The 11,790-nt window shown below is 48.8% G+C and carries 12 protein-coding genes; 1 reads left to right on the top strand and 11 read right to left on the bottom strand.

Annotated features, from left to right (window positions below; translation table 11 throughout):
* Nucleotides 1–7: 7 nt before the first annotated feature.
* The 9 genes from K0036_RS09430 to K0036_RS09390 all read right to left on the bottom strand — a co-directional run bounded on the left by K0036_RS09430 (nucleotide 8) and on the right by K0036_RS09390 (nucleotide 8,296).
* On the bottom strand, nucleotides 8–706 hold the full coding sequence (locus K0036_RS09430; RefSeq protein WP_025643509.1) for a ClpP family protease: 699 nt from the start codon (nucleotides 704–706) through the stop codon (nucleotides 8–10).
* Between the two features lie 51 nt (nucleotides 707–757).
* Nucleotides 758–2,038: an O-acetylhomoserine aminocarboxypropyltransferase/cysteine synthase family protein gene (locus K0036_RS09425; RefSeq protein WP_025643510.1), complete on the bottom strand. Its 1,281-nt coding sequence runs from the start codon at nucleotides 2,036–2,038 to the stop codon at nucleotides 758–760.
* 19 nt (nucleotides 2,039–2,057) lie between these two features.
* Nucleotides 2,058–2,819, bottom strand: a complete 762-nt coding sequence (locus K0036_RS09420; RefSeq protein ID WP_220431243.1) for a CFI-box-CTERM domain-containing protein — start codon at nucleotides 2,817–2,819, stop codon at nucleotides 2,058–2,060.
* 30 nt (nucleotides 2,820–2,849) lie between these two features.
* On the bottom strand, nucleotides 2,850–3,581 hold the full coding sequence (locus K0036_RS09415) for a YebC/PmpR family DNA-binding transcriptional regulator (protein WP_004606159.1): 732 nt from the start codon (nucleotides 3,579–3,581) through the stop codon (nucleotides 2,850–2,852).
* Between the two features lie 60 nt (nucleotides 3,582–3,641).
* Nucleotides 3,642–4,436, bottom strand: a complete 795-nt coding sequence (locus K0036_RS09410) for a hemolysin family protein (RefSeq protein ID WP_025643512.1) — start codon at nucleotides 4,434–4,436, stop codon at nucleotides 3,642–3,644.
* 24 nt (nucleotides 4,437–4,460) lie between these two features.
* Nucleotides 4,461–4,808: a type II toxin-antitoxin system PemK/MazF family toxin gene (locus K0036_RS09405; RefSeq protein WP_004606161.1), complete on the bottom strand. Its 348-nt coding sequence runs from the start codon at nucleotides 4,806–4,808 to the stop codon at nucleotides 4,461–4,463.
* An 85-nt stretch (nucleotides 4,809–4,893) separates the two neighbouring features.
* A complete protein-coding gene (gene alr, locus K0036_RS09400) occupies nucleotides 4,894–6,060 on the bottom strand; it encodes an alanine racemase (RefSeq protein WP_025643513.1) in 1,167 nt (388 codons plus the stop codon).
* Nucleotides 6,044–7,561: an NAD(P)H-hydrate dehydratase gene (locus tag K0036_RS09395; RefSeq protein WP_220431242.1), complete on the bottom strand. Its 1,518-nt coding sequence runs from the start codon at nucleotides 7,559–7,561 to the stop codon at nucleotides 6,044–6,046. Before K0036_RS09395 ends, alr begins: the two co-directional genes overlap by 17 nt.
* Nucleotides 7,562–7,651: 90 nt before the next feature.
* On the bottom strand, nucleotides 7,652–8,296 hold the full coding sequence (locus K0036_RS09390; protein ID WP_025643515.1) for a redox-sensing transcriptional repressor Rex: 645 nt from the start codon (nucleotides 8,294–8,296) through the stop codon (nucleotides 7,652–7,654).
* A gap of 127 nt (nucleotides 8,297–8,423) precedes the next feature.
* Between K0036_RS09390 and K0036_RS09385 the strand changes: the two genes are divergently transcribed.
* Nucleotides 8,424–10,340, top strand: coding sequence for an ABC-F family ATP-binding cassette domain-containing protein (locus K0036_RS09385; protein ID WP_220431241.1), 1,917 nt, complete (start codon nucleotides 8,424–8,426; stop codon nucleotides 10,338–10,340).
* A gap of 17 nt (nucleotides 10,341–10,357) precedes the next feature.
* Here K0036_RS09385 and K0036_RS09380 read toward each other — a convergent pair whose 3' ends face one another.
* Both K0036_RS09380 and K0036_RS09375 read right to left on the bottom strand, forming a co-directional pair.
* A complete protein-coding gene (locus K0036_RS09380) occupies nucleotides 10,358–11,056 on the bottom strand; it encodes an alpha/beta fold hydrolase (protein WP_220431240.1) in 699 nt (232 codons plus the stop codon).
* Complete coding sequence (locus K0036_RS09375; RefSeq protein WP_025643518.1) at nucleotides 11,053–11,781, bottom strand: flavodoxin family protein; 729 nt, start codon at nucleotides 11,779–11,781, stop codon at nucleotides 11,053–11,055. The genes K0036_RS09380 and K0036_RS09375 overlap by 4 nt, the downstream gene beginning before the upstream one ends.
* Between the last annotated feature and the right edge of the window lie 9 nt (nucleotides 11,782–11,790).

Below are 11,790 nucleotides of genomic sequence, written 5' to 3'. Positions count from 1 at the left end.
GCTGTCATTACATATTTTCATACTTTTTCTGTCTGCTTTGGTCGATCATTTCGTGCAATTTATTCAATGCCTCGCTCATGCCGCCCACTTCATCTATCAGTCCTTCTTTAACAGCTTCCTTACCCTCCAGAAGCGTCCCTACGTCTTTCACCAGTTCCGTAGGATTGAGCATCAGTTCTTCGATTCTCTCCTGGGTCATATGGGAGTGCTGGGAAAGGAACCTTGTGATCCGATCCTGGGTCCTGATCATATTGCGAAGGCTCTGCTCCACTCCAATGAACATGCCGTTGGAGCGGACCGGGTGGATGATCATGGTGCCGCTTGGAACAATAAAGGAATATTTTGCGGAGACGGCTAATGGGCCTCCGATAGAGTGGCTGCCTCCAAGTACCAGGGACACTGTGGGCTTGCTCAAAGATGCGATCATCTCCGCAATCGACAGTCCTGCCTCCACATCCCCTCCCATGGTGTTCAGAAGAATCAGGACTCCTTCAATCTCTTCGCTGTCTTCTACTTCTGCCAGCATAGGAAGAAGGTGCTCGTACTTCGTGGCCTTCGTGTTTCCGGCTACCGCCTCATGACCTTCGATCTCCCCTATGATCGTCAGCAGCTTGATTCTGTGCCTGTCCTTATTTTCATTCAGATTAATGCTGCCCATCTCCTTAATCTGTTCCGTCTTTTTCTCTTCGCGTTCTGACTCTGCCATAAAAAAATACCTCCATACATTTTTCATTTAGTATGGAGGTATTTGCAATTTTTATACCTGTTCCAGCGCCTGCGAAAGGTCAGCGATGATGTCCTCGATATTTTCGATTCCCACGCTGAATCGGATCAGATCAGGCTGAACGCCGGCTTCTTTTAACTCCTGGTCGTTCATCTGGCGGTGCGTATGGCTTGCCGGATGGAGCACGCAGCTTCTGGCATCCGCAACATGCGTTACGATGGCGATCATCTTCAGGCTGTCCATCATTCGTACAGCCGCGTCACGTCCGCCCTTCAGGCCGAATGTGATCACCCCGCAGGTTCCGTTGGGCATATACTTTTTCGCTAAGTCATAGTACTTGTCTCCCGGAAGGGATGGGCTTGATACCCAGGCTACCTTTTCATGTCCCTGCAGATACTTGGCCGCGTTCAAGGCATTCTCGCAATGCCTCTGCACTCTCAGATGCAGCGTCTCAAGGCCGATATTCAGAAGAAACGCATTCTGCGGCGCCTGGATGGAGCCTAAGTCCCGCATCAGCTGGGAGGTTGCCTTTGTAATGTATGCGCCTTTGCCAAATTTCTTCGTATACACGATTCCATGATAGGTCTCGTCCGGCGTGGTAAGTCCCGGGAATTTATCCGGATATGCATCCCAGTCAAAGTTGCCGCTGTCTACGATCGCTCCGCCGACGCAGGATGCATGGCCATCCATGTACTTGGTGGTAGAGTGGGTTACGATGTCTGCCCCCCATTCGAACGGCCGGCAGTTGATCGGCGTTGCAAATGTATTGTCTACGATGAATGGAACCCCATGGGAATGGGCTGCTTTTGCAAACTTTTCAAAGTCCAGCACGACCAATGCAGGATTTGCGATGGTCTCTCCGAATACCGCCTTGGTATTCTCTTGAAACGCGCTGTCCAGTTCTTCTTCCGTGCAGTCCGGATCCACAAAGGTAGCATCGATGCCCATCTTCTTAATCGTATGGGCATAGAGATTATATGTACCGCCATAAAGGGCAGACGCGCACACGATATGATCGCCAGCCTCCACGATATTCATAATGGCATAGAAGCTTGCCGCCTGTCCAGATGAAGTCAGCATGGCAGCGACTCCGCCTTCCAGATCGCAGATCTTTGCCGCTACCGCGTCATTGGTAGGATTCTGGAGCCGCGTATAGAAATACCCGCTCTCCTCCAAGTCGAACAATCTTCCCATCTGGTCGCTGGAATCGTATTTGAATGTCGTGCTCTGGTAAATAGGCAGCACCCTCGGCTCGCCGTTTCCCGGCTGGTAGCCGGACTGGATGCATTTTGTCTCAATCTTATAATCGCTCATTTATTTCCTCCTGTGAATTTCAAGATAGATATTTGGTCTGCAGATGGCGCACCATGTCCATATACAGTTTTTTACATTCTTCATTCTTTCCGGATTCGGCAAAATGGATGCATGGAGCCAGATAATCCCTGTAAATCCCTTCATAGATCCCGGAAGAATCTTTCTGCATGCCAATCGCAAGCACGATACGCGGAGCGATCTCATAATATTCTTCTACGATACGCTTTCCTTCTTCGGCCTGCATTAGGTAACTGTCACGGTAGTGCCTGAGCATCATCAGTTCATAGCAGTCATCCGGCTTGTTCTGGCTTTCGCACACCGCGGTCGTGATATAGCAGAAGCCTTTCCGGAATCCTCCGGCGATATCCTCAAAAGAAGATCTTCCTAGTTTCATGGATGTAATCTGCTTCTTATTCCACAGTTCCACCATCCGGTCAGCGATTCTTTCGCACTCCGGATCCCGGGAATAGGTAAGCAGCGGGACTATATACACGGCCATAGCCATATTATAATCCACGGAAAACATCTCTTTCTTCCTTTTCGGGACTTCCTGCATCTTCAGATAGGCATATTCTGGTATCACTGACGCCAGTTCTTCTATCAGACCTTCCTTGTCCTCCTCTTCGGCCTCCTCGCACTTCCTGGCGATCGTGGCGAATAGTTCCTTATGCCCTTCATAAAGGCTTTCAAAAAGGGAGTGGTAGGATTTCTTCTTAAAGTATTTGATATTGCCCAGCATCTCGTCGAATAAAGATTCCAGCGCCTTCTTCGTATCTTCCATCTGTCTTCCTCCGTTGCCCGTCAAAGCGGATTATTCATCCCAGTTGTGGTACACATCCTGGACGTCGTCGTCATCATCCAGCATGTCCAGAGTCTTCTGGATGCTTGCGATATCCTTCTCATCCGTAAGTTCCACATAAGTCTGGGGAATCATAGTTACTTCTGCCGCTGCCATAGGAATGCCAGCCTCCTCCATTGCAAGGCGCACTGCGCTGAAGTCTTCCGGATCGGTCAGAATCTCGTAACTGTCTTCCTCCTCCACGAAGTCTTCTGCTCCGGCATCCAGAGCCAGCATCATAAGTTCGTCGGAATCGCCTTCATACTCTTCTTTATCTACTACGATCTGTCCCTTCTTGTCGAACATGAAGGATACGCAGCCGGGCGTTCCAACATTTCCGTTGCCTTTTGTGAACGCATTCTTTACATTGGAGGCCGTACGGTTCTTATTGTCTGTCAGTGCCTCCACGATGATCGCCGTGCCGTTTGGCCCATAGCCTTCATATGTAATATGCTCGTAATTTGCCGCATTGGCATCGCTGTCGGCTTTCTTAATATTTCTTTCAATCGTATCGTTCGGCATGTTATTGGCTTTCGCCTTCGCGATGACGTCACGAAGCCTGCTGTTATTGGCTGGATCGGCGCTTCCGCCTTCCTTGACCGCTACCGCAAGTTCCTTTCCAAGCTTCGTAAATATCTTCCCTTTTGCCGCGTCGTTCTTCTCTTTCTTATGCTTGATATTGGCAAATTTTGAATGTCCTGACATAGTTCATACCTCACTTTATATCTTATCATTTCGTTGTATATTCGCACTTTTCCTATTCTATCACTCTTCGCTGCGTTTTTCAATCTTAACTCTCTGGATTGTGTTATTATCAACAAAAAGGACTGTAAAGCGGTATCCTTCGTATTCGACCACGCATTGCTCGTCTTCTCCGGGAATCCGGTCCAGCTGGTCTATCAGGAATCCGTTCAGAGTCTCATACTCTTCCTTTTCAAATTTTACGAAAATCACGTCTTCCAAGTCTTCCAGATCCATCATGCCGTTTGCGGTATAGCTGCCGTCGGCATTTTTTGTAATCAGCACTTCCTCCTCGTCATGCTCATCCAGGATATTTCCAACGATTTCTTCCAGAATATCTTCCATAGCCACGAGTCCCGAAGTCTGTCCATACTCATCCAGGACGATGACGATATGGTTTTTCTCCGCCTGCATCTCTTTAAACAGGGTGTCAATGCTCTTCGTCTCCGGAATAAATGTAACCGGCCTTATGTAATCCTTCAGATCCTTCACAGGCACCGGCCTTAATCGTTCCTCCAGATAGCAGGTCATCGCCTCCCTGAGATGTATGATTCCTACAATCTCGTCAATGTCTTCTCCGTATATTGGAAATCTGGAGTAACTCTCCTCCAGCATGAACTTCAGCGCCACTTCCAGCGGCTCATTGCCATCCACCGCAACGATGTTCTTGCGGTGGGTCATAATATCCTTTGCGTCCTTATCCATATACCGGAATATATTGCGAATCAGACCGGCTGCTTCCTTAACCGTGTCTTCGTCCATCTCTTCTTCCACCTGGAATATCTGCTTCATCCGGTGAAATAAACCGCCCTCTTCCATAACTTGCTAATTCAAACTCCTTTTCTATGTATGAAGCTCAAAACTGATTTTTAAAGCCTCATCTACTTTGTTCATTATTTCTTTATCCAAATGACATACTAAATCCTTCAGCCGCTGCTTGTCAATGGTTCTTACCTGTTCAAGCAGAATGACTGAATTCTTGACAATCTGATATTTCTTTGCATCAATCTCTACATGCGTTGGCAGTTTTGCCTTATTCATCCTTGAGGTAATGGCGGCACAGATGACCGTCGGGCTGTGTCTGTTGCCCACGTCATTCTGTATGATCAGAACCGGCCTTATGCCGCCTTGCTCAGACCCGACAACCGGGCTTAGATCTGCATAAAATATATCTCCGCGTCTTACTTGCACTCTATTCACACTCCGATTTTTCTAAGATAAAATTAGTATTTCCATCTTTTTCGGATGTATTCCATAGAGTTTGCAAATCAGGCAATTAAGCAAACCAATCCATCTGTTCCACAACCTCGCCGTGGCGGATGAACTCTCTTGGGATTCTCTTTCCAAGGTCGCAGACGAACTCATAGTTAAACCGTCCGGACAGATCGCTTAAGATTTCCACCGGAAGTTTCTCGTTCCCGTCGCAGCCTACTAAAGTAACCTTGTCAGCGTACTTTACGTCGTCAATCTCCGTCACATCTACCATGAACTGATCCATGCATACCCGACCGAGGATCGGGGCCTTCTTTCCATGGATCAGGACATAGCCTTTGTTGGAGAGGCTTCTCGGGTATCCGTCCCCATAGCCCACCGGTATGGTTGCGATCTTGGTGGGGCGCTTGGTAATAAAGGTTCCGCCATAGCTTACAGGGGTTCCCTCCTTCACCCACTTAACATGGGCCACATGGCTGATCAGCTCCATCGCAGGCTTCAGCGGCACATTTTCTTTCTTTACTTCGCTGGAAGGATAAAGCCCGTATGTAGAGATGCCGGCTCTTACCAGATCCAGATTCGCCTCTTTGACGTCTATGATCCCCGCGCTGTTGGAACAATGGTAGAACTTGAAAGTCACTCCCCTATCATCCAGGGCTTTCTTCATCCACAGATAGCCGTCCATCTGGGAATGGGTAAACGTCTTATCCGTCTCATCCGCTTTGGCAAAATGCGTATACATGCCTTCCATGATCAAGTTTGGCATCTTGCTGATAGACTCGATCTTATCGACGCTCTCATCCTCGATCAGAAATCCCAGCCTGGACATGCCTGTATCCAGCTTGATATGGATATATGCCTGTTTTCCCATGCTTCCTGCCAGTTCAGAGACCTCTTTTGCCATCTCTTCGGTATAGACGGTCATCCGGATCTCATTTTCGATCATAGCCTTTCTCTGATCCGGAAAGATGCATCCGAGAACCAGGATCGGCTTCTTGATTCCGCCTTTTCGCAAAACGACTGCCTCATCCAGCGTAGCAACCGCATAGCCCCATAAATATTCCTTGCCCTCCAGCATCCTTGCGATCTGCAGTGCGCCATGGCCATATCCATCCGTCTTGATGACGGAAATCATCTGCACTCCTTCTTTGATGTTCTTTTTCATCATCTCCATATTATATTCTATTGCATCCAAGTCCACCCTTGCACAGATTCTAGTATAATTGTTCATAATTTTTTTCCTCCTGTTCCTTAAATGCTTCACTTAAATATTCTATTAAATCTCCCGCCATCACGCTGTAGCTGCCCTTTTCCCGACGGGCCAGATCCCCTGCCCGGCCGTGCAGGTAGGTCCCCAGGATCCCTGCCTCCTGGCAATCCATCCCCTGGGCCATAAGCCCGGCCACGATGCCAGCCAGCACATCTCCTGCGCCTGCCTTCGCCATGGAAGCGTTGCCGGAGCGGTTGATATAGGCGCGTTCCCCGGGGGATGCCACCACGGTGCTGGAGTCCTTTAAGACGCAGGTTATATGGTGCTTTTCTGTAAACTCCTTTAGGATCTCCATCCTGCGGCTTTTCAGTTCTAAAACGCTGATGCCCGTAAGCCGGGACATCTCCTTCATGTGAGGCGTGATAATCAAATGATCATGGGGAATCCGGTCCATATATTTCCTGTGCTCCGCGATCAGATTCAGGCCGTCCGCGTCGATCAGGCATGGGACGCTTAGATTTTCCAGCGTCGTCTTCAGTATTTTCTTAGACTTTTCACTGGTTCCCATCCCTGAGCCGATACATACCGTATCTGCCCATTTCAGCAGGCGGATAAGTTCTCCCTCGTCAAAAAAGTCGTAGGTCTTAACAATCGCCTCCGGAAGAAGTTCCTGCAGGATGATTCGGTTATCTTCGGGCGTATAGATCTGTACCAGCCCTGCCCCTGCCTTATAAGCCGCCTTTGCATTCAGGTAGGCAGCCCCTGACATGCCCTTGCTCCCGGCTATGATCAGCAGTCTGCCATACATTCCTTTGTTAGAATCTTCCATTCTTCCAGGCAGCAGTTTCCGGAATTCCTCCGGTTCATAAGTATAAGCCACGCCTACATCCGCTACGGTCTTATCCGTATTGATTCCGATATCTGCTACGATGACCTTGCCCGCGTATCCTTTTCCCGGGTATAGGCCAAGTCCCACCTTTTCCATCTGGAATGTCACCGTAATATCCGCCTGAAATGCCACTCCCAATATGCTTCCTTCATCCGCAGAGACGCCGGATGGGATATCCACAGCGAACTTGACGGCATCTGCCTCGTTCATCTGGCGGATAACCTTAAGATAGCGTCCGATGATTTCCCTGCTAAGCCCGACGCCGAAAATAGCATCTATTATGATACTATATTCGCCAGGCTTATACTCATTGCAGATATCGGCGCCTGTTTCTTTTAAAAGCCGCATCTGGCTCCTGGTTTCTTCCGTGCGGTGGGATTCATTTCCCACAAAGCAGACGGTTACAGGATATCCCTTCTGGTTCAGCAGACGAGCGATGGCGAACCCGTCGCCGCCATTATTTCCCGAGCCGCATACGATGCAGGGCCTGCTAAGATCAAGTCTATGCGCTTCCATCACTTCCACGCACTTTAAGGCCGCCCGTTCCATCAGTTCCATAGATGGGATTCCCAGTTCCTGTATCGTATACTGGTCTGCCGCCTTCATCTGCCGGCCATTAGCCAGATATCTCATTCCATCACCTCCATCAATAATTGAACATATAAAAGAACGTGTAAAGACCAGCCTGTCTGCACATGCCTGTCATTACACGTTTTCGTCTTGCTATTTCTTATGTTCTTCGTTATATCTGCTGATATTGTAGGATAGCTGCATAAGACTTTCTGATAAGTGGACGTTTTCCACAATGACATACTCCGGCAGATTCAGGTCTGTGTGCGCAAAGTTCCAGATTGCACGCACGCCATTCTCCACCAGCATATTTGCCACTTCAATTGCTTTGTCCTTTGGAATCGTCAGCACGGCAATCTCTACGTCATTCTCCTGTACGAAGGTCTTCAGCCCGTCCATCATACGGATCGGCACGCCTCTGATGGATACGCCTTCCAGTCTCGGATTCACATCGAAGATTCCTTTCAATATGAATCCACGCTTTTCAAATGCCGCGTAGTTGGCCAATGCCTGTCCCAGATTACCTGCTCCGATAATGATAATATTATGGTCTTCTTCCAATCCCAGAATCTTGCCTATCTCTGTATATAAATACTTTACGTTGTAGCCATAGCCCTGTTGCCCGAATCCACCAAAGTTGTTAAGATCTTGACGAATCTGAGATGCAGTAACTTTCATCCGCTTGCTTAAATCATTCGAGGAGATACGCTCCACACCATTTTCAAGTAATTCGCCTAAATATCTGTAGTATCTTGGCAGCCTGCGAATCACCGCCTGAGAAATCCCTCTATCTTCCACTCGTATTCACCTTCCCATATCGTTCTAAGAATCATTATATAGAATTGTGGTAGCAAAGTCAAACTTTTAGTTGTATTTTGTCCTATTTTCGATATAATGGAAACGGATATGTATGAAGGAGGATATTATGATATTAGCATGTCACGGGATCAATAAATCCTTCGGCGAAGAGGTAATCGTGGCCGATGGATCTTTTCATATAGAGGATAATGAGAAGGCTGCCCTGGTGGGTCCAAACGGCGCCGGGAAGTCCACTCTCTTAAAAATAATCGTAGGAGAACTGCCGTCTGACGGCGGGGATGTCATCCTTACTAAGGGTAAAAGCCTGGGCTATCTGGCCCAGCATCAGGAAATGATGAGCGGCAACAGCATATACGAAGAAGTCCGGCTTGCAAAAGCGGATATCATTGCCATGGAAAAGCAGATCCGCACCATTGAACTGGAACTGAAGCATCTAAGCGGCGATGCCCTTAATTCCCGCCTTGAGACGTATAACCGCCTGATGGCGGCTTTCGAGCGCGAGAACGGCTACGCCTACGAAAGTGAGATTACCGGGGTTCTCAAAGGCCTCGGCTTTTCGGAAAGCGACTTTAAGAAGCCAGTGGATACCTTGTCCGGAGGGCAGAAAACCCGGGTTTCTTTAGGAAAACTCCTGCTGACCCGTCCCGATATCCTGTTGTTGGACGAGCCAACCAATCACCTGGATCTGAATTCCATCGCATGGCTTGAGACCTATCTGCTGAACTACCCGGGCGCCGTACTGATCGTGTCCCACGACCGGTATTTCCTGAACCGGGTCGTAACCAAGGTTCTGGAGATTGAGCAGGGAAAACTGATGACCTATCTGGGCAATTACAGCGAATATGCCCAGAAGAAAGAGCAGATCCGGGATGCGCAGCTAAAGGAATACCTGAACCAGCAGCAGGCAATCAAACACCAGGAAGCCGTCATTGAGAAACTCCGCTCTTTCAACCGGGAGAAATCCATCCGGCGGGCAGAAAGCCGGGAAAAGATGCTGGAAAAAATGAAGCCGGTGGAAAAGCCGGTGGAGGCAAACACGGAAATCCACCTGACGCTGGAGCCATCCTGTACCAGCGGCAATGATGTGCTGAGCGTCGAGCACTTAAGCAAGTCCTTTCCTTCCCAGCCCTTGTTCTCGGATGTAAGTTTTGAAATCAAGCGGGGGGAGCACGTTGCCATCATCGGTGATAACGGCACCGGCAAGACAACCCTGCTTAAGATCTTGAACCAGGTCATCCCGGCCGATAACGGCACATTTACCCTGGGCACCAATGTAAATGTGGGATATTATGACCAGGAGCACCATGTCCTTCATATGGAAAAGAGCATATTCGATGAGATTTCCGACGACTATCCTACACTGACCAACACGGAGATACGCAATGTCCTGGCTGCATTTCTATTCACCGGAGACGACGTATTCAAGCGTATCGGCGATCTGAGCGGCGGAGAAAGAGGCCGGGTCTCCCTTGCGAAGCTGATGCTTTCAGAGGCCAACTTCCTGATCCTGGATGAGCCTACCAACCATCTGGACATCGTTTCCAAGGAGATTCTGGAAAGGGCATTGAATGATTATACCGGGACGGTGCTGTACGTGTCCCATGACCGGTATTTTATCAATCAGACTGCCACCAGGATCCTGGATCTTGTCAACCGGACCTTTGTCAATTACATCGGCAATTATGATTATTATCTGGAAAAAAAGGACGAATTGACAGCCGCCTACGCTGGCGACCCTGACGCGGATGCCGCTGCGGCCAAAGAAACTGTATCCGAAGCCAAATTAAGCTGGCAGGAGCAAAAAGAAGCCCAGGCAAAGGAACGCAAGCGCCAGAATGAATTGAAAAAGACAGAGGAGCGCATCACGCTGCTGGAAGAGCGGGACGGCGAGATCGACTCCCTGATGATGCAAGAAGAGATCTTCACCAATTCCGTCAAATGCCAGGAACTGGCCTCAGAAAAGGCCAGGATCGCCGGGGAATTGGAGGAACTCTACCAGAAATGGGAAGAACTTGCGGAATAAAGCAGAATACGGTCTGCTCAAACAATAGAATCACGATTTCTTAGAAAGCGGCTGACTGCCCGGTTGAACTCTTCCGGGTTCTTAGCCGCTATAAAATGATCTCCTTTTATTCTTACAAGCCTGGCATTTGGCAGGCTTTCACAAATCAGCACAGAGTGGCTGTCCTTAATCATATCATTTTCCCCCACGATCACCAGGGTTCTGGCTTTCACTTCTTTTAACTGCCGTGGACTTAGATCAGGCTGGGTTGTCATAAGCCCCAGCATCTCGGCCTTCTGCCTGGATCTATGATGAAACCTGCCAAAAAAGGATGTGATCTTATACCCCAGGGCGATCGGAATCTGCACGCTTGGCTTTACGCCCGCAGGGCAGAGATTGGCTCCATTAAGAATCAGGCTTTCCACTTTTCCCGGATACCTGAGCGCAAAAGCGAGCGCGATATTACCGCCGTCGCTGAATCCCAAGAGATGCGCCTTTTCCATCCCCTGTTCTTCCATAAATCCGTTCAAATCTTCTGCAAACTGCCTGATTGTAAAAGGCTTCTCTCCTCGCGGCGATTTTCCGTGGCCTCTGGTATCAATTGCAATGACTCTGTAATCTTTTGAAAAATATTCCATCTGATGCTTGAAATAAGTCCCGTCTTCTCCATTGCCATGAAGCAATATCAACGGCTCCCCATCCCCTGCCTTTTCATAATAAAGTCTGATATCCATCATTCTTCCACCTGCTGGCCAGTCTTGTTCTTCCATGGCCTTTCCTTGGCAAGCCATCCATTTTCTTCCCAATACTTCTGGTCAGCCGGATTGTTTCCATCCCGAACCACCTTGCGCATGATATAGAATAAAATCTTTGTCTTAAGCCCCGGCTTTACAGCGGCAGGCTCTCTGTGTATTTTTAGGGCAAGCTTCCGGATATTTTCCGTCACCTGATCCTTTGCCGCCTGTTCCATATGTTCAAAGCCGGAGGTTCCCACCTTGACTCCAAGGGTGTAAATTCTGGCTACGCCCCAATACAGCAGGCTGTCTTTGATATCTTTAAGCGCAGACCTTATGCCGCCTCCGGCAGCCGTAACGATGCAGATAGCCTGCTTGCCAAACATAGATGCCTCCGGGCGGTGAATCATGCACCGGTATCCATAATGATCCAGCAGAGCCTTCATCGCGCCGGATACGTGCATCACATATACCGGAGAAGTAAATATAAGCAGATCCGCCTCGTCAATCATTCTGGTAAACCGCTTCATGTACATAAGATAGTCCAGGCATCTCGTCTCGCTCTCCCGGATGCAGGCAGCGCATCCCCGGCAGAATTCCGGCATATCCTTGGGAAGGAACAGTTCTGTGAGCTGGTCCCCTTCCTGCATGATCTCTTCAATCGCCAATTTCCCGACCTGATAAGTAGATCCTTTTCTCATCGTGCCATTAATCATCAGTATCTTCATCTTGTCTTC

The sequence above is a fragment of the [Clostridium] scindens genome (genome assembly GCF_019597925.1).
Lineage (GTDB): Bacteria > Bacillota > Clostridia > Lachnospirales > Lachnospiraceae > Clostridium_AP.
The sequence above is the reverse complement of the archived record's forward strand: the minus strand, read 5'-3'. Positions and strand labels throughout refer to the sequence as shown.

Bases quoted from the DNA above. Each gene is read 5' to 3' on its own strand.
- K0036_RS09420 (WP_220431243.1), bottom strand. From the start codon at position 2,819: ATGGAAGATACGAAGAAGGCGCTGGAATCTTTATTCGACGAGATGCTG.
- K0036_RS09375 (WP_025643518.1), bottom strand. From the start codon at position 11,781: ATGAAGATACTGATGATTAATGGCACGATGAGAAAAGGATCTACTTAT.
- K0036_RS09425 (WP_025643510.1), bottom strand. From the start codon at position 2,038: ATGAGCGATTATAAGATTGAGACAAAATGCATCCAGTCCGGCTACCAG.
- K0036_RS09430 (WP_025643509.1), bottom strand. From the start codon at position 706: ATGGCAGAGTCAGAACGCGAAGAGAAAAAGACGGAACAGATTAAGGAG.
- K0036_RS09395 (WP_220431242.1), bottom strand. From the start codon at position 7,561: ATGAGATATCTGGCTAATGGCCGGCAGATGAAGGCGGCAGACCAGTAT.
- K0036_RS09410 (WP_025643512.1), bottom strand. From the start codon at position 4,436: ATGGAAGAGGGCGGTTTATTTCACCGGATGAAGCAGATATTCCAGGTG.
- K0036_RS09385 (WP_220431241.1), top strand. From the start codon at position 8,424: ATGATATTAGCATGTCACGGGATCAATAAATCCTTCGGCGAAGAGGTA.
- alr (WP_025643513.1), bottom strand. From the start codon at position 6,060: ATGAACAATTATACTAGAATCTGTGCAAGGGTGGACTTGGATGCAATA.
- K0036_RS09380 (WP_220431240.1), bottom strand. From the start codon at position 11,056: ATGATGGATATCAGACTTTATTATGAAAAGGCAGGGGATGGGGAGCCG.
- K0036_RS09415 (WP_004606159.1), bottom strand. From the start codon at position 3,581: ATGTCAGGACATTCAAAATTTGCCAATATCAAGCATAAGAAAGAGAAG.